A 25266-nucleotide genomic window follows, 5' to 3' on the forward strand; every position below is an offset into this window, starting at 1 on the left:
AGCTACAGGAGTCATCATGAGCACACCCAGCAAACCCCTGTCCGGCCTGAAAGTGATCGAACTCGGCAGCCTGATCGCCGGCCCGTTCGCCTCACGCATCTGCGCCGAGTTCGGCGCCGAGGTGATCAAGGTGGAATCTCCCGACGGCGGCGATCCACTGCGTAAATGGCGCAAGCTCTACGAAGGCACCTCGCTGTGGTGGTTCGTGCAGGCGCGCAACAAGCGCTCGATCACCCTCAATCTCAAGCATGAAGCCGGCCGCGAGGTACTGCGCAAATTGCTGACAGAGGCAGACATCCTGATCGAGAACTTCCGCCCCGGCGTACTGGAAAAACTCGGTTTCGACTGGCAGACCCTGCACGCACTCAATCCCAAACTGGTGATGGTGCGCCTCTCCGGCTTCGGCCAGAGCGGCCCGATGAAGGAGCAACCCGGTTTCGGCGCCGTCGGTGAATCCATGGGCGGACTGCGCTACATCACCGGCTTCGAGGATCGCCCACCAGTGCGCACCGGCATCAGTATCGGCGACTCCATCGCCGCCCTCTGGGGCGTGATCGGCGCACTAATGGCGCTGCGCCAGCGCGAGGTCAACGGCGGCAGCGGCCAGGTCGTGGACGTAGCCCTGTACGAGGCGGTGTTCGCCATGATGGAGTCGATGGTGCCGGAGTTCGATGTGTTCGGTTTCATCCGTGAGCGCAGCGGCAACATCATGCCCGGCATCACGCCCTCCTCCATCCACACCACGGCCGACAACAAGCACATCCAGATCGGCGCCAACGGCGATGCTATCTTCAAGCGCTTCATGCAGGCGATCGACCGCGAAGACCTGGCCAACGACCCGACCTTGAGCAGCAATGACGGACGCGACGCACGCCGTGGCGAACTGTACGAAGTGATCGACCGCTGGGCGGCAAGCCTGCCACTGAACGAAGTGGAAAACCTGCTGCGCCAGGCGGAGGTTCCCGCCAGCCGCATCTACTCGGCCGAGGACATGTTCAGCGATCCACAGTATCTCGCCCGAGAGATGTTCCTCTCAGCCAAACTGCCGGATGGCAAGGCGTTCAAGATGCCGGGCATCATACCCAAGCTATCGGAGACGCCGGGCAGCGTCGACTGGGTAGGCCCGGAACTGGGCGAACACAACGAAGAAGTTCTGGGCGGGCTCGGCTACAGCACCGAACAAATTGCCGCGCTGCGCGCAGACGGCGCGCTCTAGGATTCCACTCCCGGATATCATTCGACTCACGCCAGTTTGCAGATATGAAAAGGCCGCAGGAGCTTGCACTCCTGCGGCCTTTCACTTTCGGCTTAGCGCGGTATCAGAGCGGCTTGCCGCGATTGCCGTGAGCCGCGACGAATTGCTGTACGGCCTTCAGATCATTGGCCAGCACCGTGCAACGCTCTTCGCGCTCGAACAGATCGGTCAGGTGAGCCGGCAACGCCGGAACGGCGTCGATACCAGCCTTTTCCACCGCCTCGGGGAATTTGACCGGATGCGCGGTTCCCAGCACCACCATCGGCGTCGCCAAGCTGCGGCGGCATTCACGCGCGGCGCGCACACCGATGGCTGTGTGCGGATCGAGCAACTCGCCGCATTCCTTGTACACCTCGGTGATGGTCTCGCAGGTCTGCTCGTCATTCACCGCCAGCGAATCGAACAACTTGCGCGCCTCGACCCAGCGATCTCCCTCGACACTGAAACCGCCGCCCTGCTTGAAGCTATCCATCAGGCTGGCGATGGCAGCACCATTGCGACCGTGCAGATCGAACAGCAGACGCTCGAAGTTGGACGACACCATGATATCCATCGACGGCGACAGGGTCGGGTGCAGGGTTTCTTTCACATACTGATTGCCGCTCATGAAGCGATGCAGGATGTCGTTGCGATTGGTGGCAACGATCAGTTGGCTGACCGGCAAGCCCATGTTGCGCGCCAGGTAACCGGCGAAGATGTCGCCGAAGTTGCCGGTCGGCACCGAGAAGGCAATGGAACGCGCCGGCGCACCGAGCTGCAGCGCAGCGTGGAAGTAGTAGACGATCTGGGCCATGATCCGCGCCCAGTTGATCGAGTTGACCGCTACCAGACGCGTGCCCTTGAGGAAGCCCTGGTCGGCGAAGCTGGCCTTGACCATTTCCTGGCAGTCGTCGAAGTTGCCTTCGATGGCGATGTTGTGGATGTTCTCACCGAGAATGGTGGTCATCTGCCGACGCTGCACCTCGGACACACGGTTGTGCGGGTGCATGATGAAGATGTCGACGTTGTCGCAGGCCTTGCAGCCTTCGATGGCCGCCGAGCCCGTGTCGCCGGAAGTAGCCCCCATGATCACCACGCGCTCGCCGCGCTTGGCCAGCACATGATCGAGCAGGCGACCGAGCAGTTGCAGGGCGAAGTCCTTGAACGCCAGAGTCGGGCCGTGGAACAGCTCCAACACCCACTCGTTGCCGTTCAGCTGACGCAGTGGCGCCACGGCGTTGTGGGCGAACACGCCGTAGGTTTCTTCGAGGATCTTCTTGAAATCAGCATCGGAGATGCTGCCGGCAACGAACGGGCGCATCACCCGGAAGGCCAGCTCGTGATACGGCAGACCCGCCCAGGAAGCGATTTCCTCGACGGTGAAGCGCGGCAGATTCTCCGGCACGTAGAGGCCGCCATCGCTGGCCAGGCCAGCCAGCAGCACATCTTCGAAATTCAGGGCCGGCGCCTGGCCGCGGGTACTGATATAGCGCATGGGATAAACCTTCGTTCGACTGCACCCACAGGCCTGCGCCTGCGGGTGGACACGGGATTAGTTGAGCTGTTCGACGCGCAGACGCATGACCGGCGAGGTCACGCCATCCAGCGCTTCCATGGCGGCAATGGCTTCGATGATACGCGCCTCGACCACACGATGGGTCACGAGGATCATCGGCACCAGGCCATCCTGCTCCTCGGCCTCCTTCTGCATGATCGACTCGATGTTGATGCCACGCTCGGAGAGGATGCTCGCCACCTGGGCCAGCACACCCGGGTGATCCTTGGCCTGGATACGCAGGTAATAGGCGCTCTCGCACTCGGCGATCGGCAGAATCGGGTGATCGGACAGCGAGTCCGGCTGGAAAGCCAGGTGCGGCACGCGATTGGTCGGATCAGTAGTCAGCGCACGCACCACATCCACCAAGTCAGCCACCACTGCCGAGGCAGTCGGCTCCATGCCGGCACCAGCGCCGTAATACAGCGTGCTGCCAACCGCATCGCCATTGACCATCACCGCATTCATCACGCCATTGACGTTGGCGATCAGGCGGTCGGCCGGGATCAGCGTCGGGTGCACGCGCAGCTCGATACCGACCTCGGTACGACGAGCGACGCCCAGGTGCTTGATGCGATAACCCAGCGCCTCGGCATAGTTCACGTCGGCGGTGGTCAGCTTGGTGATGCCTTCGGTGTAAGCCTTGTCGAATTGCAGCGGAATACCGAAGGCGATGGAGGCCAGGATGGTCAGCTTGTGCGCGGCATCGATACCCTCGACATCGAAGGTCGGATCGGCTTCGGCATAACCCAGCGCCTGCGCTTCCTTGAGCACGTCCTCGAAGGCACGGCCCTTCTCGCGCATTTCGGTGAGAATGAAGTTACCGGTGCCGTTGATGATGCCGGCCAGCCAGTTGATGCGGTTGGCAGCCAGACCTTCGCGGATCGCCTTGATCACCGGAATACCGCCAGCCACGGCAGCTTCGAAGGCGACGATAACGCCCTTCTCACGCGCCTTGGCGAAGATCTCGTTACCGTGCACCGCGATCAGCGCCTTGTTGGCGGTGACCACGTGCTTGCCATTCTCGATAGCCTTGAGCACCAACTCCTTGGCCAGGGTATAGCCGCCGATCAGCTCGATGACGATGTCGATCTCAGGATTGTTGACCAGTTCGAAGACATCGCTGGTCATGGCAATGCCGGTGGTGTCGTACTGCGGCTTGGGCGAACGAATGGCGATCTGGGCAATCTCAATGCCGCGACCGGCGCGCCGAGTAATCTCCTCGGCATTGCGCTTGAGTACATTCAAAGTACCGCCACCGACGGTGCCCAACCCACAGATGCCCACTTTGACCGGCTTCACACTCAATTCCCCATCAGCACTGCACGAAACGGCCGGAGCAAGCCCCGGCCGCAGATAAAGAGCCGCACCTTACGAAGCGGCTGTTTGTTAGTCAATCCACGGCTCAAAGAACCTATTCACGAGCTCGCGAGCTAGAGCAATGCAAGGCGCAACGACCAGCGGGAGTAACAGCCGAAGGCTGGCCCGAAGGGCGAGCGCCAGCGAGTCAAACAGGCGAGGACGCGCAGTTTACGAGCTGTAAATGAGCAGTACTCACTTCGTTCGCCCTTCGGGCCGCGCTAAAGCGCGTTAGCCGCAAGCGGCTCTCCGAGCCTGTTTTTAACGCAGCAGAGCCGACGCACAGCAGGTCGTGGATAGGTTCTTAGTTCGACTCCAGGGCAATCTTGGCCAACTGCGGCGCCGGCTGGTAGCCCGGAATCATCTTGCCGTTGGCCAAGACGATGGCCGGCGTGCCGTTGACCCCAATCATCTGACCGAGCTGGTACTGCTTGGCCACTGGGTTGTCACAGGTAGCGTCGGCTACGCTCTGGCGGGTCTTGGCGCGATTCATCGCTTCCTGCTGATCCTTGGCACACCAGACGCTGACCAGCTCCTTGGCCGCCGGGCTGTTCATACCCTGACGCGGAAAGGCCACATAGCGCACTTCGACGCCCAGACGATTGAGCTCCGGCACTTCGCTGTGCAGCTTCTGGCAATAGCCACAGTCGGTGTCGGTAAAGACGGTGATATGGGTCTTCGGTGCCTTGGGCGCGAAGACCACCATTTCCTTGGCCGGAATGGCATTGATCTGCTGGGCCACCGCGCGGCTTTCTTCGATCTCGGTAAGGTTGACGGCCTTGCCATCCTTGACCTGGAACAGGTAGCCCTGAATCAGGAACTGACCATCGGCACTGGTATAGAGCTGACGACCGCCCTGCAGCTGAACCTGATAGATACCCGTCATCGGGCTCTCGGCGATAGCCTCGATCGGCAGGCTGGCATCCAGCGATTTCAGGCTCTGCCGAATCGCCTGATCGGGATCGTCGGCCAGGGTTACGCTACTGCCCAGCACGAGTGCCAGCGCAAGGGAAATACGGCTCAGGGACATGGATACTCCTGTCGAATGACGGACGAGCAAATATCGGCACAGCCTACCACAGATGGCCTGACAGACAGCGCTTCAGCGACCAGACGGCGCACTCAACCGCGCGGGTGGTGCTTGGCATGCAACTCCTGCAGACGAGCACGCGCGATATGGGTGTAGATCTGCGTGGTAGAAAGGTCGCTATGCCCCAGCAGCATCTGTACGACACGCAGGTCGGCACCATGATTGAGCAGATGAGTGGCGAAGGCATGGCGCAGCGTGTGCGGCGACAGCGACTTGGCGATCCCGGCGACACGCGCCTGGTGCTTGATACGATGCCAGAAGGTCTGCCGAGTCATCTGCCCACCACGCAGACTAGGGAACAGCACATCACTGGGCCTGCCACCAAGTAATAGCGGCCGCGCTTCGCGGCTGTAGCGCTCGATCCAGGCGATAGCCTCCTCGCCCAACGGCACCAGGCGCTCCTTGCTGCCCTTGCCGAACACCCGCAGCACACCCTGGCGCAGGTTCACCTGTTCCAGCGTGAGGCCCACCAGCTCGCTGACCCGCAGGCCACAGGCATACAGCACCTCGAGCATGGCGCGATCACGCAAACCAATCGGGTCATCCAGATCGGGCGCCTGCAGCAGGGCTTCGACATCCGCCTCGGACAGCGACTTGGGCAGCGGCCTGCCGATCTGCGGCAACTCGATCTGCAAGGTCGGGTCTTCGCTGATCAACGCCTCACGCAGCAGAAAGCGGTAGAAACCGCGCAGCCCCGAGAGAAAACGCGCCGTGGAGCGCGCCTGATAGCGCTGCTCCAGACGCCAGGCCAGGTGATCGAGAATCCCATCGCGACCAATTGACCGCAGCTCCAGACCGCACTCATCGAGCCAGGCGTTGAAGTGCTCCAGATCGCTGCGATAAGCAGCACGGGTATGGTCGGACAGCCCCTTCTCCAGCCAGAGGGACTCAAGAAACTGCTCGATCAACGGATGCGACAGAGTGGACATGCAAAGACTTCAGTAACGGCGGACACCTAGTGTTTCACAGCCCCGTTCAAGCCTCCAGCCACAAAGACACGCAGCTGCAACCAATCGAAACAGCCGGGTAACCGGACGCTACCAGCCAGACGAATCTCCATCAGACAAGCCTATCCTTGGTTGGGTGACAGCCAGCATGGTTGGGACGATGATTTCAACCTGCCATCACCCACCGGTAGCCCCTTCATGTCCCAACACGCTCACTCGCGACTCGGCCAGATACTCATCAACAAAGGATTGATTAGCAGCACGCAGCTGGACGCCGCGATCAAGGCACAACTCACCAGCCAGAAACGGCTCGGTGAAGTGCTCATAGAGCAGGGATTGCTGACTCAGAAACAACTGAGCAAAGCACTGAAGAAGCAAAACAACCTGCGCCTGGCCGCCACGCTGGTGGCAGCCCTGATGACGCCCTTCCAGATGGCCAGCGCCGACATCCAGCGCCTGCAGCCACCCAGCAGCATCACTCAGGAGGAAACGCCGCGCGGCATGCAGTCACTGAGCGACAGCGAAATGAGTTCGGTGAGCGCACAAGGCCTGGACGACGCATTGCAGGGTTTGCTGCTGCGCGCGGAAAGTGGCGATGGGCTGAGTACGGTCAAGCAACTGGCCAAGCTGGTGATGCCGGTACTCGATAATCTGGACGCAGAAACCAGCCTGCGCGATGTGCGCTATGACACTGGCAAACTGCGCTCGACGCTGAACAACGACGGTTCGTTCAACGTCAACCTGCCCAGCTCCATTGGCGAACTGCGCTTCGACAACATCCGCGTCAAGGACGCCCCCGCCGGGCAGAGCTTCGGCAACCTCAGCCTGCACAACATCGACCTGTCCCAAGCCAGCCTGAAAATCAGCCTGCGCCCCTGAGCTCAGGCCACATTGCGATGGCCCATAACAAAAAAAGCAGCCCGTAGGCTGCTTTTTTCAGAGAAGCGTCCGAACTTAGGACAGCTTTTCCTTGATGCGCGCGGCTTTGCCGGACAGGTCGCGCAGGTAGTACAGCTTGGCTTTGCGCACGTCACCGCGACGCTTGACGCTCAGGCTGTCGACCAGCGGAGAGTAGGTCTGGAAGGTACGCTCGACGCCTACACCGCTGGAGATTTTACGAACGGTGAACGCGCTGTTCAGGCCGCGGTTACGCTTGGCGATAACGACGCCTTCGAAAGCCTGCAGACGCTGACGGTCGCCTTCCTTAACTTTTACCTGAACGATGACGGTGTCACCTGGGGCGAAAGTCGGGATTTCTTTGTTCATCTGCTCGGCTTCGAGCATCTGGATAATCTTGTTGGTCATGCTGCGCTCCTAAGACAAGCCTCCCGGCCTGCCATCGATACGTTAACTATCGTTCCGCTGGCGGATGTATTCCTCCAGCAGCTTTTTCTCTTCTCCAGAAAGCGAGCGGCTATCCAGAAGATCAGCGCGACGTTCCCAGGTCCGCCCAAGGGACTGCTGCAAACGCCAGCGCCGGATGTGTTCGTGGTTGCCGCTAAGCAACACTTCAGGAACACGCTTATCCGCATACACCTCCGGGCGGGTGTAGTGCGGGCAGTCGAGCAGGCCATCCGTAAAGGAGTCCTCCTCGGCCGAATCGGCATGACCCAATGCACCAGGCAAAAGGCGCGTCACCGCATCGATCAGCACCATGGCCGGCAGCTCACCGCCGGACAGGACGTAGTCGCCAATCGACCATTCCTCATCGACATGCGCCTCGATGAAGCGCTCGTCGATACCTTCATAACGACCGGCGATCAGGATCAGCGCCTGCTCCTGCGCCAACTCGCGAACCGCAGCCTGATTCAGCTGACGGCCCTGGGGCGAAAGGTAGATCACCTTCGCACCCTCTCCCGCGGCTTGCCTGGCGCTAGCCAGAGCATCCTCGAGAGGCTTGATCTTCATCACCATGCCGGGGCCGCCACCGAAGGGGCGATCATCCACCGTATGATGTCGATCGGTCGTGTAGTCCCGCGGGTTCCAGCAGTTGAGCTGCAGCAGCTCCTGCTTCACCGCACGACTGGTGATGCCGTACTCGCCGATGGCAGCGAACATCTCAGGGAACAGCGTGATGACTTCTACGCGCATGAGCCTTAGAAATCCGCATCCCAGTCCACCCGCATCTCGCCAGCAGCCAGATCAATCGTCAGCACGCATTGCTCCGTATAGGGCAACAGGCGCTCGCGATCATCCAGACTGCCCGCCACGGGCTTGACTACCATCACATCATTGGCACCCGTCTCGAACAGATGGTCGACCACACCGAGCAATTGCCCCGCTTGATCGATGACCTTCAGCCCGTGCAACTGGTACCAGTAGAACTCGCCATCATCCAGATCCGGCAGCTCGCTGCGCGGCACGCAGATCTCGAAGCCGGCGTAAGTACGCGCGATTTCGCGATCATCCAGACCTTTCAACTTGGCAACCAGCACCTTGCCCTGAAGGCGGCCACTGGCCAGTTCTACCTGCTTTACCTCGCCATCACGCCTGAGCGTCCAGCGCTGGTAATCGAGCACGTTATCGATGGGGTCAGTGAAGGAATAAACCTTTACCTCACCCCTGACGCCGTGCACCGAAACAATCTTGCCGAGAACAACCAGATCCTCGGCTACGGCCGGCGTCGTACTCATAAAGATGCTTAGGCAGCAGCCTTGGCAGCTTCCTTGAGCAGCTGAGCAACGCGCTCAGACGGCTGTGCACCCTGGCTCAGCCAGTAGGTAGCGCGCTCTTGATTGACGGACAGCTTGACTTCAGCACCCGAGGCGATCGGGTTGAAGAAACCGATACGCTCTACGAAGCGACCGTCGCGCGCATTGCGGCTGTTGGTCACGGTCAGGTGGTAGAAGGGGCGCTTTTTGGAGCCGCCACGAGCGAGACGAATAGTTACCATGAGAACATCGTTCCTGTAGTCGGTGCTAACTTGAGGCACACATCAAAAATGGGCCTAGGCCCGAAAGGCCGCATATTCTAAGGATTATGCGGCTGTTTGCAAATCTCTTTTTCCGACCAGCCGTCGAGCTGGGCACAAGCATCAGAATTTCGGCATGCCGCCGCCGGGGAACATCCCCCCCATGCCGCGCATCATCTTGGCCATACCGCCCTTGGCAGTGAATTTCTTCATCATCTTCTGCATCTGCTTGTGCTGCTTGATCAGCCGGCCGATGTCCTGCACCTGAGTGCCGGAACCCAGCGCGATGCGACGCTTGCGCGAACCGCTGATGATGTCCGGGTCACGGCGCTCGGCGGGAGTCATCGAATTGATGATCGCCTCCATCTGCTTGAACTGCTTCTCGGCCGCGCCCTGGGCATTACCCATCTGCGACAGATTGACACCGCCGATGGACGGCAGCTTGTCCATCAGGCCACCGAGGCCGCCCATGTTCTTCATTTGCAGAAGCTGGTCACGAAAGTCTTCGAGGTCGAAGCCCTTGCCCTTCTTCAGTTTCTTGGTGAGTTTTTCGGCCTTCTCGCGATCGAGGGTCTGCTCGGCCTGCTCGATCAGGCTGAGCACGTCACCCATGCCAAGAATGCGCGAGGCGATACGATCCGGGTGGAAGGGCTCCAGCGCGTCACTCTTCTCGCCCATACCGATGAACTTGATCGGTTTGCCGGTGATGTGGCGCACCGACAGCGCGGCACCACCACGGGCATCACCGTCGACCTTGGTCAGCACCACGCCGGTCAGCGGTAGGGCGTCGGCAAAAGCCTTGGCGGTATTGGCGGCGTCCTGACCGGTCATGGCGTCGACCACGAACAGGGTCTCGACCGGTTTGACTGCGGCGTGCAGCGCCTGGATCTCGGCCATCATCTCGGCGTCGACAGCCAGACGACCGGCGGTATCGAGGATGACCACGTCAATGAACTTGAGCTTGGCCTCACGGATCGCCGCGTTGGCGATATCCACCGGCTTCTGGCTGACATCGGAAGGGAAGAAGGCGATTTCCAGATCGCTGGCCAGGGTTTCCAGCTGCTTGATCGCCGCTGGGCGATAGACGTCAGCGGAAACCAGCAGTACCGACTTCTTCTTGCGCTCCTTGAGGAACTTGGCCAGCTTGCCGGCGGTGGTAGTCTTACCCGCACCTTGCAGGCCAGCCATCAGCACCACGGCAGGCGGCGCAGCGTTCAGCGCCAGATCTTCGTTGGCCGCGCCCATCAGCTCTTCGAGCTCGGCACGAACGATCTTCACGAAGGCCTGACCTGGGGTCAGGCTCTTCGACACCTCGGTGCCGACCGCACGCTCCTTGACCCGGTTTACGAAGTCCTTGACCACCGGCAGAGCGACGTCGGCCTCAAGCAACGCCATACGCACTTCGCGCAGCGTGTCCTTGATATTGTCTTCGGTGAGCTTGGCCTTGCCCGTGACGCTACGCAGCGTCTGGGAAAGGCGATCGGTAAGATTTTCGAACATGCGCGTTCCTTTGAAGAGCGCCCAGACTGGGCCAGGCATGCAACAGGCGGCGGATTATAGCGGAGTCACCGCGCCACCGACACCGCCTGCGGTCTTTCGTGTCACCGGCCTTCTGTGCCACACTCAGCGCCTTTCGGGCTCGCCTTACACGGACTTATGCACCCTCTGCTGCCCAGCCTAGCCGCTGCCTTTCTATATGCCGGCGCTGCCGCCTACCAAGGTCTGCACCTGAAAAAGCGCAGCACACCCGACAAACGCCTGCTCGTAGTGTTCGGCGCACTCGCCTTGCTGCTGCATGGCGTCAGCCTGTTCTTCCAGCTGAACCACGGCGGCGCCCTGAACCTCGACTTTTTCAACGCGGCCAGCCTGATTGCCTGCGCGGTGATCGCGCTGATCCTGCTGGCCTGCCTGCGCATACCGGTGCAGAACCTGCTGCTGCTTCTGTTCCCGCTGGGCGCGATGACCGTGCTGCTGGCCGAATTCATGCCCTCCGGCACCATCAGCCCGGTGCAGGCACACCCCGGCATCCTGGCGCATATCCTGCTGTCGATCCTGGCCTATGGCCTGCTGACCATCGCCGTGTTCCAGTCGATCCTGCTGTTGTTGCAGGACTACCAGCTCAAGCACAAGCACCCGTCCGGACTGATCAAGAACTTCCCTCCGCTGCAGACCATGGAAAGCCTGCTGTTCGGCTTCCTGTTGGCCGGCTGGGTAGCCCTGTCGCTTTCACTGCTTTCGGGTGCGCTGTTCCTCGACGACCTGTTCGCCCAGCACCTGGCGCACAAGACCATCCTCTCCTGCTTCGCCTGGGTGGTATTCGCCGTGCTGCTGTGGGGACGCCATCAGATGGGCTGGCGCGGCCACAAGGCCATTCGCTGGACGCTGGCCGGGTTTTGCCTGCTGATGCTGGCCTACTTCGGCAGCAAGCTGGTTCGCGAATTCATCCTGCACGTTTGACAGCAGGGCGGCTGTAACCCGCCCTACTTACTGACGCTCCCGGATTGCATCCGGGCTACGGGTTCAGCGGCACCCAACTGAAGCTCAACAAGCCCTCGCCAGGTGCTCAGCCAGGCCTTGCGCCCAAACCCTGTAACCCAACGCGGATGGATGGTAGCCATCCTCCGCCAGGTAGTGCGCCTCGAACGCCAGGCCCAACTCGCAATATTGCGCCTGCTGCTCCCGCGCTACCGCACGCAGCTCGCGATCCAGCAAACTCGCCCGCCAGCCAAGCAGTTGCCGCAACAGCCAGGGCAAGGCCCGAAAGTGCTGCAAGGGCGGTACGGCGCTGAACGCCACCACCATCCCCTGCTCACGCAACGCCACGGCCATGCCGCGCAAGGCAGTCTGCCAGCGTTTGCAGGTAGTGAGATGAGTGGTGTCGTTGACGCCGAAAACCAGCAAGGCCAGATCGGCCGACTCGCTCAGGGCTTCAGGCAACAGACGCTGACGCGCCCGCTCGGCAGTGATGCCGTTTTCGCCACAGGCATGCCAGTGCACTGGCCGCTGCATACGTTCGGCAAGTGCTTCGGCCAGGCAGGCGACCAGCGCCTCATCAAGGTGCTTTACACCGACTCCAGCGACCGTCGACTCACCGACCAGCAGCAGGCGAAACGGCTCGCCAGGCAGTGCGGCGCCAGCCAGGCCGCGAACTTCCCCCTCTGCCGGCGGCAAACGCAACGCCGTGCGCCGCGTACGCAATGCCAGCGGCACTGCAAGCGGCGCTAGCGCAAGCGTCGCCAGCCACCAGAGGGCATGCCTCACAGCTGGACGCGAACAGCCTTGGCGCTGCGCAGTGCCTTGGCACGCGCCTCATCGATCGACTCGTCACGCGCCAGTGCCACACCCATGCGGCGCTGGCCCTTGACCTCCGGCTTGCCGAACAGGCGCAGTGCGGTATCCGGCTCGCTCAGCGCAGCGCCGAGATTGGAAAAGCTGGCCTGCTGCGAGTTGCCCTCGACCAGGATCACCGCCGAAGCCGACGGGCCCAGCTGGCGAATGGCCGGAATCGGCAACCCGAGAATGGCGCGCGCATGCAGGGCGAACTCGGACAGATCCTGAGAAATCAGCGTCACCAGACCGGTATCGTGCGGACGCGGCGAGACCTCGCTGAACCAAACCTGATCGCCCTTGACGAACAGTTCGACACCAAACAGACCACGGCCGCCCAGCGCCTCGGTGACCGCCAGCGCAACGCGCTCGGACTCTGCCAACGCCTTCGGACTCATCGCCTGCGGCTGCCAGGATTCCTGGTAATCACCGTTCTCTTGGCGGTGGCCGATCGGCGCGCAGAAGCTGGTACCACTGGCATGACGCACGGTCAGCAGGGTGATTTCGTAATCGAAGTCGATGAAGCCTTCCACGATCACCCGGCCCTTGCCGGCGCGACCGCCCTCCTGAGCGTAATCCCAGGATTTCTGCAGGTCGGCATCGCTGCGCAGCACGCTCTGCCCCTTGCCGGAAGAGCTCATGATCGGCTTGGCGACACAGGGATAGCCAACGGACTTCACCGAAGCGACGTAGTCTTCGAAATTGTCCGAGAAGTGGTACGGCGAGGTCGGCAGGCCCAGCTCTTCGGCGGCCAGGCGGCGGATGCCTTCGCGGTTCATGGTCAGCTGTGCGGCGCGAGCGGTGGGCACCACGTTGAAGCCTTCGCTCTCCAGCTCGACCAGGGTCGCGGTGGCGATGGCCTCGATCTCGGGAACGATGTAGTGCGGCTGCTCCTTCTCGATCACCGCGCGCAGGGCGGCGCCGTCGAGCATGTCGATGACGTGGCTGCGATGCGCCACTTGCATGGCCGGGGCATTGGCATAGCGATCCACGCCGATGACTTCGCAGCCCAGGCGTTGCAGTTCGATCACCACTTCCTTGCCGAGCTCACCACAACCACACAGCAGTACACGGGTCGCGCTCGGCGACAGAGGGGTTCCAATACGGGGCATGAATATTCCTCGAAAACGGGACAGTGAATCAGGAAGACGTCAGTAGAAGTCCCGAAGCGCGGGCGCGCTCCAGGCATAATTGCAGCACCGCACGGCGCTCGGTGTTTTCCATGCGGCCCCAGCGGGTGATTTCGGCTGCCGTGCGCTGGCAACCGATGCAGACATCCTGCTCGTCCAGCGCGCAGACATGCACGCAAGGCGAGCGCACGGGCTTTTCCGCCTCACTCATCGTCAGGCACCAGTTCGCGGGCATAGCGCTGCGCATTATGGACGTAATGAGCAGCACTGGCTTCGAGCATCTTCTTCTGCGGCTCGGTGAGCTCGCGCACCACCTTGCCGGGGCTGCCCATCACCAGGCTGCCGTCGGGAATGACCTTGCCCTCGGGAATCAGGCTGTTGGCGCCGATGATGCAGTACTTGCCGATCTTCGCGCCGTTGAGGATCACCGAATTGATGCCGATCAGGCTGTAATCGTCGACGCTGCAGCCATGCATCATCACGTTGTGGCCGACGGTCACGCCCTTGCCCAGGGTCAGCGGAAAACCCATGTCGGTATGCATGACGCTGCCGTCCTGCACGTTGCTGTTCTCACCGATGTGGATCAGTTCATTGTCGCCACGCAGCACGGCACCGAACCAGACGCTGGCACCGGCCTCCAGACGGACTTTGCCGATCAGGTCGGCGCTCGGCGCGACCCAGCTGTCGGGATGGGCGTCGACACGGGAACTTCCCAGGCGGTATTTCATGCTCGTCAGTCCTCAGCGCAGATGGATGAAGTGTTCGGGGGGCTGGTTCAGAGCGATGCCAGCGTCATAAACCAGATTGACCAGCTCCACCACCATGATCGCCGTCAGGCCCCAGATGCGGTACTCGCCATAGGTGTAGGACGGCACGTACCAGCTGCGCCCGAGGTAATCGATACGATGAGTCATCTCGCGCGGATCACTGCGAAAGAACTCCAGCGGCACCGAAAACACCGAGGCGATCTCGGCGTCATTGGCCTTGTACTCCACGTAGTCCGGCACCAGGCCGACATAGGGCGTAACTTGAATGCCGTGACGCGAAACCAGGCTGCTGAGCGGCCCGATGACCTCGACCAAGCCTGGCGGCAGGCCAATCTCCTCTTCGGCCTCGCGCAGCGCGGTATCCACCAGATCACGATCTTCCGGGTCGCGCCGACCACCTGGGAACGCGACCTCGCCACTGTGAGTCGACAAACCGCTGGCACGCAGGGTCAATACCAGTTCAGGTTCGTCACTGCGGGTGATGGGGACCAGCACCGCCGCCTCAGGGAAGCTGCGCTCGGTCTCCAGAGGGCGCGGTGAATAACCGCGCACGCGATGGAGCAACTCGTCCAGCATGGGCATACTCGGAATCTTGTTTTGCCCGGCATCATGGCATGAAAGCGCTCGCTCGCCCAACCCCGGCGATAGGCTTGGATGGCCTCAATGGCGGGCTTGCCGGCCACAACGCAGGCAGCCAAGATAGCGCCAGCAACCGAGGACAGGGCATGAAATTCTGCAGCCAGTGCGGCAACGCCGTTACCCGCATGATTCCCGCTGGCGACAACCGCATGCGTCACGTATGCGGCCACTGCGCCACCGTTCACTACGAAAACCCGCGCATCGTTGCTGGTTGTCTACCTGTTTGGGGTGACCAGGTGCTGCTGTGTCGCCGCGCCATCGAACCGCGCCGCGGCTATTGGACACTGCCCGCTGGCTTCATGGAGAACGGCGAAACCACCGAACAGGCCGCCGCCCGCGAAACCCTCGAGGAAGCCTGCGCTCGCGTGCGTGACCTGAACCTCTACACCCTCTTCGACCTGCCCCACATCAGCCAGGTGTACATGATGTTTCGCGCCGAGCTGGTAGACCTGGATTTCGCCGTGGGTGAAGAGAGCCTGGAAGTGCGCCTGTTCGAAGAATCACAGATCCCCTGGTCTGAGCTGGCTTTCCCGACCATAGGGCGTACCTTAGAATGCTTCTTTGCCGACCGTCGGCAAAACCTCTTCCCGGTACGCAACGAGCCGCTCGCGGCGCTGCGCGCTCATTACACGCCCCGTTGACCTTTGCGGATATCACCCGATGCGCTGGTTGTTGCCCCTGCTTTGCCTCACCCTCAGCCTCAATGCCATGGCCAGCACCACACCCGTGGCCAGCAGCCGCACGGTGGACAAGGTGCTGGTACTCAAATCCGAGCGCAAATTGCATCTGCAGCAGCGCGGTGAAACCATCAAGTCCTACCGTATCTCCCTCGGCAAACAACCCGACGGAGCCAAGCAGCGCGAGGGCGACCTGCGCACGCCCGAGGGCTTCTACTGGATCGACTGGCGCAAACCCAGCGACAAGTACCAACTGTCGCTGCATATCTCCTACCCCAATGCCCGCGACCTGGCCAAGGCCAAGGCTGCCGGCGTGCCGCCAGGCAGCATGATCATGATTCACGGCACGCCGCTGGACGAGGAATACCCGGAGTGGTTCTTCCACACCCTGGACTGGACCGAAGGCTGCATCGCCATGAAGAACGACGATATGCGCGAGGTATGGAGCCTGGTCAAAGATGGCACGCTGATCGAAATCAGGCCCTGAGCCATTGCAATGAAAAAGGCGCCAATGGCGCCCTTTTCATATCGAATCAGAACTGCAGGTCGGATAGCCGCCAGACGTCGAAAGCCGGCGTTTCGTAGGGATGCGTCTTCTTCAGAGCCTTCACTGCATCGTGGATCAGTTCGTCAGCGACGACCATTTCAACCTTCCACTCCGCGACCTGCTCGATGCCGCCAACCTGGCCAAGAAATGGCTGGCTACCTTCCAGCGCACGGAACTGTCCCTGACCCAGCACTTGCCAGCAGCAACTGTCGTAGAGGCCAATACGCCCGCCACCTGCCGCGAATACCGCTTTTTTCACCGGCTCCAGATGGGTTTCCGGCACATAGAAACACAGCTTGTACATCAAGTTCTCCGCAGATGGGCAACCGAACAACAGACAATCCATGACGCCAATATGATGTCACTTTGACATTGAATTGTCTTGAGGGCGCCTGCACAAATCCACTTGAGGCGTGACAGGTTCCGCTGTTTTCGACTCAACCTGCGGGGGTGACGTTCTCAGTTGCCCTTGAAAAAGCGCCGCCATTTGTCGGCCAGACGTGGGGCCGATGGGCTATGACTGCCATCGCAGTAGGGCAACTCGCCCGAGCGCCCGCAGCGGCACAGCAACAAACGCTGCTCACGCTCAGGGTGTAGGATCAGGGAGCAATCGCAGTGGTCGTCGCAGTCCGGCAGGGACGCCGAACGGCCACAGCGACACAGGCGGTGGATTTCGCCAGGTTTTAACAGGCGCACTTCAGGAAGGATGAGGGGAGAATCATCGGCCATGGATGGGCCTGCGTAGCTCGGATGAAATCCGGGGAAGGTATGGCACAGGTTTTCCCGGATTGCATCCGGGCTACACGAGCGTGCTCCCCTCCCGCTTGCGGGAGAGGGCTCGGCGCTAGATCTACACCGGCGCCAGCTCAAGCTGGATCGGAGCGCGGCCGCTTTCCCTCTCCCGCCCTTCGGGCACCCTCTCCCGCGAGCGGGAGAGGGTCAGCAGAAGGCCGCTACGCGGCCGCTATTAATCCACCCAGACCCGTGCATTGCGGAACATACGCATCCAGCCGCCGTCTTCCTGCCACTCGTCCGGGCGCCAGGAGTTCTGCACGGCGCGGAACACGCGCTCCGGGTGCGGCATCATGATGGTTACACGCCCGTCGCGGCTGGTCAGGCCGGTGATCCCGCGCGGCGAACCGTTGGGGTTGGCCGGGTAGGTCTCGGTGACCTTGCCGTGGTTGTCGACGAAACGCATGGCCACGGTGCCGGACAGATCGGCTTCCAGCAACGCCTCCTCGCTCTCGAACTCGGCATGGCCTTCGCCGTGAGCGATGGCGATCGGCATGCGCGAACCGGCCATGCCCTGCAGGAAGATCGATGCCGACTCCTGGATCTGCACCATGGCCACGCGCGCTTCGAACTGCTCGGAGCGGTTGCGCACGAAGTGCGGCCAGAACTCGGTACCCGGAATCAACTCATGCAGGTTGCTCATCATCTGGCAACCGTTGCACACGCCAAGGGTGAAACTGTCCTTGCGCTCGAAGAAGCCCTGGAAGGCATCACGGGCACGGGCGTTGAACAGCACCGACTTGGCCCAGCCTTCACCGGCACCCAGCACGTCGCCGTAAGAGAAGCCACCGCAGGCCACTAGGCCCTTGAACGCTTCCAGGCTAACGCGGCCAGCCAGGATGTCGCTCATATGTACGTCGATGGCAGAGAAACCGGCGCGGTCGAAGGCTGCCGCCATTTCCACCTGGCCGTTGACGCCCTGCTCACGCAGGATCGCGATTTGCGGACGCACGCCCTTCTTGATGTAGGGCGCGGCAACATCCTGATTGACGTCGAAGCCCAGCTTGACGCTCAGGCCTGGATTGTCTTCTTCCAGCAGCGCATCGAACTCCTGATCGGCGCACTCGGCGTTATCACGCAGGCGCTGGATCTGGTAGCTGGTTTCGGCCCACTGACGCTGCAGCAGGCGACGCTCGCCGGAGAACACCGGCTCGCTGTTGAAGCTGATGCTGACTTCACCGTTGTTCACGGCCTGGCCAATCACGGCCACGCAATCGCCAAGGCCGGCGGCGCTGAACTGCGCCAGCACTTCCGCGGTAGCATCCTGACGCACCTGAATGACGGCACCCAGTTCTTCGTTGAACAGTACGGCCGGCAGCTCGCTGGCCTCATCGGCCAGAGCATCGAGGCTCAAGCTCAGGCCGCAATGGCCGGCAAAGGCCATTTCCAGCACGGTGGTCAGCAGACCGCCGTCGGAACGGTCGTGGTAAGCCAACAGGTGACCATCGGCATTGAGGCCCTGGATCACGGCGAAGAAGGCCTTGAGGTCTTCGGCGTCATCGACGTCCGGCACCTGCTGGCCGATCTTCGCGTAGACCTGAGCGAGGATCGAGCCACCCATACGGTTCTGGCCACGACCCAGATCGATCAGGATCAGGTCGGTGACACCCTTGTCCATGCGCAGTTGCGGGGTCAGGGTCTGGCGAATGTCCTGCACCGGGGCAAAACCGGTGATCACCAGCGACAGCGGCGAGGTGACGCTCTTGTCGACGCCCTCTTCCTGCCAGCGGGTCTTCATGGACATGGAGTCCTTGCCCACTGGAATGGTGATGCCCAGTGCCGGGCACAGCTCCATGCCTACGGCCTTGACCGTGTCGTACAGGCGGGCGTCTTCACCGGGATGACCCGCAGCAGCCATCCAGTTGGCCGACAGTTTGATGTCGGACATTTTCTCGATACGCGCGGCAGCCAAGTTGGTAACGGTTTCGCCGACTGCCATGCGTCCGGACGCCGGAGCATCCAGCAGCGCCAGCGGGGTGCGCTCGCCCATGGCCATAGCTTCACCGGTGTAGACGTCGAAGCTGGTGGCGGTGACGGCGCAGTCGGCCACTGGTACCTGCCACGGGCCGACCATCTGGTCGCGTGCCACCAGACCGGTGATGGTGCGGTCGCCGATGGTGATCAGGAAGCTCTTGCTGGCCACGGCCGGATGACGCAGTACGCGCTCCAGCGCTTCGTCGATGGCCACTTCGCTGGCGGCGAAGTCATCGCCCTGCTCGGCTTCACGCGCGACGCTGCGGTGCATGCGCGGCGGCTTGCCCAGCAGCACTTCCAGCGGCATGTCCACCGGGGTGTTGCCGAAATGACTGTCGGTCACGGTCAGATGCGGCTCGGCAGTGGCCTCGCCGACCACGGCGAAGGGGCAACGCTCACGCTCGCAGATGGCCTTGAAACGCTCGAAGTCGGCAGCGTCTACGCTCATCACGTAGCGTTCCTGCGACTCGTTGCACCAGATTTCGTGCGGGGCCATGCCCGGCTCGTCGTTGGGCACGTTGCGCAGTTCGAAGCGACCACCACGGCCGCCGTCGTTGATCAGCTCCGGCAGGGCGTTGGAGATACCGCCAGCGCCGACGTCGTGAATGAATTTGATCGGGTTGGCTTCACCCAGCTGCCAGCAGCGGTCGATGACCTCCTGGCAGCGGCGCTCCATCTCCGGGTTCTCGCGCTGCACCGAGGCGAAGTCCAGATCGGCAGAGCTGGCACCGGTGGCCATCGACGACGCGGCGCCGCCGCCCAGACCGATGAGCATGGCCGGGCCGCCGAGCACGATCAGCTTGGCGCCGACCGAGATTTCGCCCTTCTGCACGTGGTTCTCGCGGATGTTGCCAAGGCCACCGGCGAGCATGATCGGCTTGTGATAGCCGCGCACCTCTTCACCGCGCGGGCTGTCGACCGCCTGCTCGAAGGTACGGAAGTAGCCATTGAGCGCCGGGCGACCGAATTCGTTGTTGAACGCGGCGCCGCCCAGCGGGCCTTCGATCATGATGTCCAGCGCGCTGACGATGCGCTCGGGCTTGCCGTAGGGCTTTTCCCAGGGCTGCACGAAGCCTGGGATATTCAGGTTGGAAACCGAGAAACCAGTCAGGCCGGCCTTCGGCTTGGCACCACGGCCAGTGGCACCTTCGTCACGGATCTCACCGCCGGAGCCAGTGGAAGCACCGGGGAACGGCGCGATGGCGGTCGGGTGGTTGTGGGTTTCCACCTTCATCAGGATGTGCACCGGCTCCTGCACCGCGCCGTACTGGCGGGTTTCAGGATTGGGGAAGAAACGCCCGGCGGTGTGGCCGACGATGACCGAGGCATTGTCCTTGTAAGCGGACAGCACACCTTCGTTGTGCATCTGGTAGGTGTTCTTGATCATGCCGAACAGCGACTTTTCCTGGCTCTCGCCATCGATGTCCCAGCTGGCATTGAAGATCTTGTGGCGGCAGTGCTCGGAGTTGGCCTGGGCGAACATCATCAGCTCGATGTCGTGCGGGTTGCGCCCCAGGTCGTTGAAGCTCTTCACCAGGTAATCGATTTCATCTTCGGCCAGGGCCAGGCCCAGATCCTGGTTGGCCTGCTCCAGCGCCGCGCGGCCGCCGCCAAGCACGTCCACCGCAGTCAGCGGCTTGGGCTGAGCATGGCTGAACAGTGCAGAGGCCTCTTCCAGGCTGCCCAGCACGAGCTGAGTCATGCGGTCATGCAAGGCAGCAGCAACAGCGGCCTGATCATCCGCCGACAGCTCGCCAGTGACGTAATAGGCGATGCCACGCTCCAGGCGCTGGATCTTGGCCAGGCCACAGTTGCGGGCGATATCGCTGGCCTTGCTCGACCACGGCGAGATGGTGCCGAAACGCGGAATGGTCAGAAACAGCTTGCCGCTGGGCTCCTGCACCGGCACGCTCGGGCCGTACTTGAGCAGACGCGCCAGTACCTGTTCCTCGTCGGTGCTGAGAACACCTGTGACATCGGCGAAATGCGCGAACTCGGCGTACAGCCCGGTCACGGCCGGCACTTTGCTGGTCAGTTGCTCGAGCAATTTGCCATGGCGGAAAGCGGAAAGGGCGGGAGCGCCGCGCAGAATCAACATCGTCGGAACAGCCTCTGGGAAGGGGTGTGCTGGAGGCCGGGCATTCTACCCTAAAGCAGCGGCCTGCGGCACCTGTAGCCAGGCGCTTTAAGGACGAACGCGTGCTAGCAGAGAAGCGAAGCGCTGTCGAGATATGGCGCCGCAGCGGCTTTGCGTATACTGCGCCGATGTTTGCACGACCTGCGATACGCATGCGTTGCGCCACAGGGCTGTTGGCGATTGGAACCCTCCTGATGCTCGCTGGCTGCGGCGAAGACCCCAAGCCCAGCGTACTCGAGCAGGTAAAGGCGGAGGGTGAGCTGCGCGTGGTCACTCGCAACAGCCCCGCCACCTATTTCCAGGATCGCAACGGTGCGACCGGTTTCGAATACGAACTGGCCAAACGCTTCGCCACCGACCTCGGCCTGGAACTGAAGATCGAAACCGCCGACAACCTCGACAGCCTGTTCGCCAGCCTGGATCGCGCCAACGGCCCGGTATTGGCCGCCGCCGGTCTGGTTGATACACCGCAGCGCCAGCGCCAGGCCCGCTTCTCCATTCCGTATCTGGAAGTTACGCCACAAATCATCTATCGCCAGGGCCAGCCGCGCCCGACCAAAACGGAAGACCTGCTCGGCAAGCGCATCCTGGTGCTGGCCGGCAGCAGCCATGCCGAACAACTGGCCGCTCTCAAGCTGGAGCTACCGGAGCTGGAGTTCGAAGTCTCCGACGCCGTGGAAGTGGTCGACCTGCTGCGCATGGTCGACGAGGGACAAATCGACCTGACGCTGGTGGACTCCAACGAACTGGCGATGAACCAGGTGTATTTCCCCAACGTGCGGGTAGGCTTCGACCTTGGCGAGACCAATCACATGCGCTGGGCGGTGGCCGCCGGCGAGGATGACAGCCTGCTGCTGGAAATCGACGCATTCCTCGAACGCTCGGAAGCAAACGGCACGCTGCAACGCCTGAAAGAACGCTACTACGGCCATGTCGACGTACTCGGCTACGTCGGCGCCTACACCTTCGCTCAGCACCTGCAACAACGCCTGCCGCGCTACGAGAAGATGTTCCGCCAGGCCGGCCACAGCCATCAGGTGGATTGGCGACTGCTCGCCGCCATGGGCTATCAGGAATCGCTGTGGCAACCCAATGCCACCTCCAAGACTGGCGTACGCGGCCTGATGATGCTGACCCAACGCACCGCGCAATCGGTCGGCGTCTCCAACCGACTCGACCCCAGGCAGAGCATCGAAGGCGGTGCACGCTACTTCATTCAGGTTCACCAGCAGCTGCCGGAAAGCATTGCCGAGCCGGATCGCACCTGGTTCGCCCTGGCAGCCTACAACGTCGGCGGCGGACACCTGGAAGATGCACGCAAGCTGACCGAGGCCGAAGGGCTGGATCCGAACAAGTGGGCCGACGTGCAGAAGATCCTGCCACGCCTGGCGCAGAAGCAGTGGTACAGCAAGACGCGCTATGGCTATGCGCGCGGCGGTGAGCCTGTGCACTTCGTGCGTAACATCCGCCGCTACTACGACATCCTCACCTGGGTGACCCAGCCACAGCTGGAAGGGACGCAAGTGGCCGAAAGCGGTATTCACCTGCCAGGCATCGACAAACGCAAGCCCGAAGAAGAAACCCCGCCGCTCTGAGTATTCAGAGCAAGCGTTGATTCCCCACCGCACAACGACTGATTGCTCGCCGCGCCTCGGATAACCCCTTGAGCCGACTCGCGCACTGCGCCTGACTCTCGACTCGCTCCACCCGCAGAATGGCCTGCTCATCAATGCTGATCAGGTAGGGATGGCTGTAACGTGCCCGATCATCCCAGTGGCTGAAACGCTGATCACTGAATACGCAGCGGTAATCCAGCTGACCGGTAAAGCCCTGAAAACGGTCGCGCATGAAGATATGGTGGTAGCGCAGCCAGTCACGATCACGCTGGCCAATGCGAACAGCCTTCTGGCACTCTTCAAGCGTGGTGATCTGCGGCTCATGGAGAAAGATACTCTGCGCCAGGTTGGAGCCACCCAACTGCACACTGGCAAGCAGATACACCTCCTGCTCGGCCGCGAGCGCAGGCACGGTCAACAGCGTCAGCAGGCCCAACATCCGTTTATTCATGATCATTCCCTGTAGCGATGCTCAGCCGCGCCGAGCCTTGAAGAATTCTCGCAGCATTGCCCCGCTCTCCTCGGCCAGCAACCCGCCCTCCACCAGCACACGGTGGTTGAGAAAGCTCTGCTCGAAGAACTGCCCCTGGCTGATCGCCACACCGGCACGCGGCTCGCTGGCAGCGAACACCACGCGAGCGATGCGCGCATGCACGATCAAACCGGCGCACATGCTGCAGGGCTCCAGCGTGACGTACAAGGTGCTGCCAGGCAGCCGATAGTTCTGCACGCTTTGCGCCGCCGCGCGGATCGCCACCATCTCGGCATGAGCGCTGGGGTCGTGACGCAGGATCGGACAATTGAAGCCCTGACCGACCACTTCGTCGCCCTGCACCAGCACCGCACCCACTGGCACCTCGCCTTGCTCGGCGCCCAGTCGCGCCTGCTCCAGCGCCAGGCGCATGAAGTGCTCGTCACGCGAGCGGTCGATGATCTGCGGTCTTTTCATTGCATCAATCCCAGGGCTGACCGCCGACGAAGGCAGGCCGAAAAACGGCGCCTACCCTACACCACTTCGATGGCGGCCATCAGCCCGGTTTCCATATGGTCGATCACATGGCAGTGGAACATCCAGACACCGGGATTATCGGCAACGAAAGCGATGCGCGCAGTCTCGTTCTTGCCCAGCAGGTAGGTATCGGTGAAGTACGGAATGATCTGACGCCGATCAGAACTCAACACCTTGAAAGTCATACCATGCAGGTGAATGGGGTGCTGATACTGCGCCATGTTGCGCAGCACGAAGATGTAGTGGCCATCCTTCTTCAGAGTAGCAATCGGGCGATCCGCACAGGTCTTGTCATTGATGTCCCAGGCCTGGCCGTTGATCTGCCAGTATTTGTAGCTGCCGCCCTGCTCCACGTTGCCGGACAGCATCGCCGCCCACTCGAAATTGAAGCGCAAGGTCTCGGCGCGAGCCAGATCCGGCTCGGCAATGGGATTGGCCGGCAAGGCTGGCGGCCAATCCGCTGACGGCTCGCTGCTGGCAACACTCTTTATGGTCGCCAGACGCAACGGGCCGTTACGCAGGGACAACTCCTGCCCAGCCGCCGGCACCTTCAGCGCCAGATCGATGCGCATGCCAGGGCCCAGCCAATATTCCTTGCCTAGCGGACGCGGCTGCACCGGATTGCCGTCCAACGCATAGATACGCGCCTCGCCACCTGGCAGGTTGAGGCGATAGGTGATGGTGTTGTCGACATTGATCAGGCGCAGGCGCACCACCTGCCCTGCCGGCAGTTCCAGGTCAGGGTTAGGCTCACCATTGATGGTGCTCAGTCGACCTCGCGTACCCTCGCGTGCCGCCTGGCGCGGTACCAGAAACTCGGTGAAAGCGCCCTGCTCATCGATATGCCAGGTCTTCAGGCTCAGTGTGCGCTCATGGCGGAACCCCGTCGGCTCGCGCTCCTCGACGATCAATGGCCCGACCAGGCCGCGCCCAAGTTGCTCGGCACTGGTGGTGTGCGGGTGATACCAGAAGCTGCCGGCATCGTGACAAATGAAGTCGTAGTCGAAATATTCACCCGGCAACACCGGCGCCTGGGAAACATAGGGCACGCCATCCATCTCCAGCGGCAGGCGGATGCCATGCCAATGGATGGTGCTTTGCACGTCCAGTTTATTGATGAAGCGCACCCGCAGACGCTCGCCCTGTCGGCAGCGCAGCTCGAAGCCAGGCGCCTGACCACCATAGGCCCAGGCCGGCGTGATATGCCCCGGCACCAGCTCCAGATCCAGCGGTGCAGCGATCAGCTCGTAGTCATGGGTCGCCACGTTCTCCGGGCGACCCAGCCAGTAACGCACACCGCCAGCACCAAGCCCGGCGATACCTAGGCCAGCCAGGCCAGCGAGCACTTGTCTGCGGGTAAACGACATCTTCATCCTCGGCGATTCACAGGGCTCCCCCCAATTGCATCATCTTCTCATTTCCAAGGATGACAAGACGAGACCTGGGTGAGGCGTGTTGCCGCACAAGCCTGAAAAACCGCCTCCTATCAGACTCGCTGAAATTGCGACCAGCCGCTCAGCGCTGGCAAAACGCGTAACAACCCTGCATACGGGGC

At 61.9% G+C, this 25266-nt stretch carries 26 protein-coding genes; 6 read left to right on the plus strand and 20 right to left on the minus strand.

Annotation, left to right across the window (positions count from 1 at the left end):
- Positions 1-16 precede the first annotated feature (16 nt).
- Positions 17-1216, plus strand: a complete 1200-nt coding sequence (locus HS968_RS19800; RefSeq protein ID WP_182368350.1) for a CaiB/BaiF CoA transferase family protein — start codon at positions 17-19, stop codon at positions 1214-1216.
- A 103-nt stretch (positions 1217-1319) separates the two neighbouring features.
- Here the strand turns inward: HS968_RS19800 and thrC are convergent, their stop codons facing one another.
- From thrC to xerD, 4 genes are all read right to left on the minus strand, one after another.
- Positions 1320-2729, minus strand: a complete 1410-nt coding sequence (gene thrC, locus HS968_RS19805; RefSeq protein WP_119693296.1) for a threonine synthase — start codon at positions 2727-2729, stop codon at positions 1320-1322.
- 57 nt (positions 2730-2786) lie between these two features.
- Entirely contained in the window at positions 2787-4091 is a 1305-nt protein-coding gene (locus HS968_RS19810; RefSeq protein ID WP_182368352.1) for a homoserine dehydrogenase, read from the minus strand.
- A gap of 361 nt (positions 4092-4452) precedes the next feature.
- Positions 4453-5178, minus strand: coding sequence for a bifunctional protein-disulfide isomerase/oxidoreductase DsbC (gene dsbC / locus HS968_RS19815; protein ID WP_106736848.1), 726 nt, complete (start codon positions 5176-5178; stop codon positions 4453-4455).
- Positions 5179-5270: 92 nt separating this feature from the next.
- The gene (xerD, locus tag HS968_RS19820; protein WP_182368354.1) at positions 5271-6167 is read right to left on the minus strand and encodes a site-specific tyrosine recombinase XerD; all 897 of its coding nucleotides are present in this window, start codon (positions 6165-6167) and stop codon (positions 5271-5273) included.
- Between the two features lie 216 nt (positions 6168-6383).
- On the opposite strand from xerD, the gene HS968_RS19825 reads away from it, so the two are divergent.
- Positions 6384-7064 carry a hypothetical protein gene (locus tag HS968_RS19825; RefSeq protein WP_182368356.1) on the plus strand — a complete coding sequence of 227 codons (681 nt, stop codon included), beginning with the start codon at positions 6384-6386 and terminating at the stop codon, positions 7062-7064.
- Between the two features lie 75 nt (positions 7065-7139).
- Here the strand turns inward: HS968_RS19825 and rplS are convergent, their stop codons facing one another.
- The 5 genes from rplS to ffh form a co-directional block, all read right to left on the minus strand.
- On the minus strand, positions 7140-7490 hold the full coding sequence (gene rplS / locus HS968_RS19830; protein WP_106736850.1) for a 50S ribosomal protein L19: 351 nt from the start codon (positions 7488-7490) through the stop codon (positions 7140-7142).
- Positions 7491-7532: 42 nt separating this feature from the next.
- Positions 7533-8276: a tRNA (guanosine(37)-N1)-methyltransferase TrmD gene (gene trmD, locus HS968_RS19835; protein ID WP_182368358.1), complete on the minus strand. Its 744-nt coding sequence runs from the start codon at positions 8274-8276 to the stop codon at positions 7533-7535.
- A gap of 5 nt (positions 8277-8281) precedes the next feature.
- Positions 8282-8818 (minus strand): ribosome maturation factor RimM, encoded by a 537-nt coding sequence (rimM, locus tag HS968_RS19840; RefSeq protein WP_182368360.1) that lies wholly within the window; start codon positions 8816-8818, stop codon positions 8282-8284.
- Between the two features lie 8 nt (positions 8819-8826).
- The gene (rpsP, locus tag HS968_RS19845; RefSeq protein WP_009403592.1) at positions 8827-9078 is read right to left on the minus strand and encodes a 30S ribosomal protein S16; all 252 of its coding nucleotides are present in this window, start codon (positions 9076-9078) and stop codon (positions 8827-8829) included.
- A gap of 141 nt (positions 9079-9219) precedes the next feature.
- Positions 9220-10596 carry a signal recognition particle protein gene (gene ffh / locus HS968_RS19850; RefSeq protein WP_119693302.1) on the minus strand — a complete coding sequence of 459 codons (1377 nt, stop codon included), beginning with the start codon at positions 10594-10596 and terminating at the stop codon, positions 9220-9222.
- Positions 10597-10752: 156 nt separating this feature from the next.
- On the opposite strand from ffh, the gene HS968_RS19855 reads away from it, so the two are divergent.
- Complete coding sequence (locus HS968_RS19855) at positions 10753-11553, plus strand: cytochrome C assembly family protein (RefSeq protein ID WP_179622372.1); 801 nt, start codon at positions 10753-10755, stop codon at positions 11551-11553.
- A gap of 84 nt (positions 11554-11637) precedes the next feature.
- Here the strand turns inward: HS968_RS19855 and HS968_RS19860 are convergent, their stop codons facing one another.
- The 5 genes from HS968_RS19860 to HS968_RS19880 are packed head-to-tail and all read right to left on the minus strand — an operon-like array spanning position 11638 to position 14896.
- Positions 11638-12357 carry an SGNH/GDSL hydrolase family protein gene (locus HS968_RS19860; protein ID WP_179622373.1) on the minus strand — a complete coding sequence of 240 codons (720 nt, stop codon included), beginning with the start codon at positions 12355-12357 and terminating at the stop codon, positions 11638-11640.
- Positions 12354-13535: a formate-dependent phosphoribosylglycinamide formyltransferase gene (purT, locus tag HS968_RS19865; RefSeq protein ID WP_106736856.1), complete on the minus strand. Its 1182-nt coding sequence runs from the start codon at positions 13533-13535 to the stop codon at positions 12354-12356. The genes HS968_RS19860 and purT overlap by 4 nt, the downstream gene beginning before the upstream one ends.
- Before the next feature lie 28 nt (positions 13536-13563).
- Positions 13564-13764, minus strand: coding sequence for a DUF1289 domain-containing protein (locus HS968_RS19870; RefSeq protein ID WP_106736857.1), 201 nt, complete (start codon positions 13762-13764; stop codon positions 13564-13566).
- On the minus strand, positions 13757-14281 hold the full coding sequence (locus HS968_RS19875) for a gamma carbonic anhydrase family protein (RefSeq protein ID WP_179622375.1): 525 nt from the start codon (positions 14279-14281) through the stop codon (positions 13757-13759). Before HS968_RS19875 ends, HS968_RS19870 begins: the two co-directional genes overlap by 8 nt.
- A 12-nt stretch (positions 14282-14293) precedes the next feature.
- Positions 14294-14896, minus strand: a complete 603-nt coding sequence (locus HS968_RS19880; RefSeq protein ID WP_119693414.1) for a CoA pyrophosphatase — start codon at positions 14894-14896, stop codon at positions 14294-14296.
- A gap of 149 nt (positions 14897-15045) precedes the next feature.
- Between HS968_RS19880 and HS968_RS19885 the strand changes: the two genes are divergently transcribed.
- Positions 15046-15600, plus strand: coding sequence for an NUDIX hydrolase (locus tag HS968_RS19885; protein WP_119693307.1), 555 nt, complete (start codon positions 15046-15048; stop codon positions 15598-15600).
- A gap of 19 nt (positions 15601-15619) precedes the next feature.
- Positions 15620-16123, plus strand: coding sequence for a L,D-transpeptidase family protein (locus HS968_RS19890; RefSeq protein ID WP_179622376.1), 504 nt, complete (start codon positions 15620-15622; stop codon positions 16121-16123).
- Positions 16124-16169: 46 nt separating this feature from the next.
- Here the strand turns inward: HS968_RS19890 and HS968_RS19895 are convergent, their stop codons facing one another.
- The 3 genes from HS968_RS19895 to purL all read right to left on the minus strand — a co-directional run bounded on the left by HS968_RS19895 (position 16170) and on the right by purL (position 21047).
- Positions 16170-16487: a Nif3-like dinuclear metal center hexameric protein gene (locus HS968_RS19895; RefSeq protein ID WP_106736861.1), complete on the minus strand. Its 318-nt coding sequence runs from the start codon at positions 16485-16487 to the stop codon at positions 16170-16172.
- 155 nt (positions 16488-16642) lie between these two features.
- A complete protein-coding gene (locus tag HS968_RS19900; RefSeq protein ID WP_182368362.1) occupies positions 16643-16912 on the minus strand; it encodes a CDGSH iron-sulfur domain-containing protein in 270 nt (89 codons plus the stop codon).
- Positions 16913-17150: 238 nt separating this feature from the next.
- On the minus strand, positions 17151-21047 hold the full coding sequence (gene purL, locus HS968_RS19905) for a phosphoribosylformylglycinamidine synthase (protein ID WP_182368364.1): 3897 nt from the start codon (positions 21045-21047) through the stop codon (positions 17151-17153).
- Between the two features lie 167 nt (positions 21048-21214).
- Here purL and mltF point away from each other — a divergent pair, with 167 nt between their 5' ends.
- Positions 21215-22681: a membrane-bound lytic murein transglycosylase MltF gene (gene mltF / locus HS968_RS19910; protein ID WP_119693312.1), complete on the plus strand. Its 1467-nt coding sequence runs from the start codon at positions 21215-21217 to the stop codon at positions 22679-22681.
- A 4-nt stretch (positions 22682-22685) separates the two neighbouring features.
- On the opposite strand, the gene HS968_RS19915 is transcribed toward mltF, so the two are convergent.
- The 3 genes from HS968_RS19915 to HS968_RS19925 are packed head-to-tail and all read right to left on the minus strand — an operon-like array spanning position 22686 to position 25078.
- The gene (locus HS968_RS19915; RefSeq protein WP_182371658.1) at positions 22686-23141 is read right to left on the minus strand and encodes a hypothetical protein; all 456 of its coding nucleotides are present in this window, start codon (positions 23139-23141) and stop codon (positions 22686-22688) included.
- 33 nt (positions 23142-23174) lie between these two features.
- Entirely contained in the window at positions 23175-23651 is a 477-nt protein-coding gene (gene tadA / locus HS968_RS19920) for a tRNA adenosine(34) deaminase TadA (protein WP_119693314.1), read from the minus strand.
- 56 nt (positions 23652-23707) lie between these two features.
- Complete coding sequence (locus HS968_RS19925) at positions 23708-25078, minus strand: multicopper oxidase family protein (RefSeq protein ID WP_182368366.1); 1371 nt, start codon at positions 25076-25078, stop codon at positions 23708-23710.
- Positions 25079-25266: the final 188 nt, after the last annotated feature.

Source organism: Pseudomonas berkeleyensis (genome assembly GCF_014109765.1).
GTDB lineage: Bacteria > Pseudomonadota > Gammaproteobacteria > Pseudomonadales > Pseudomonadaceae > Aquipseudomonas > Aquipseudomonas berkeleyensis.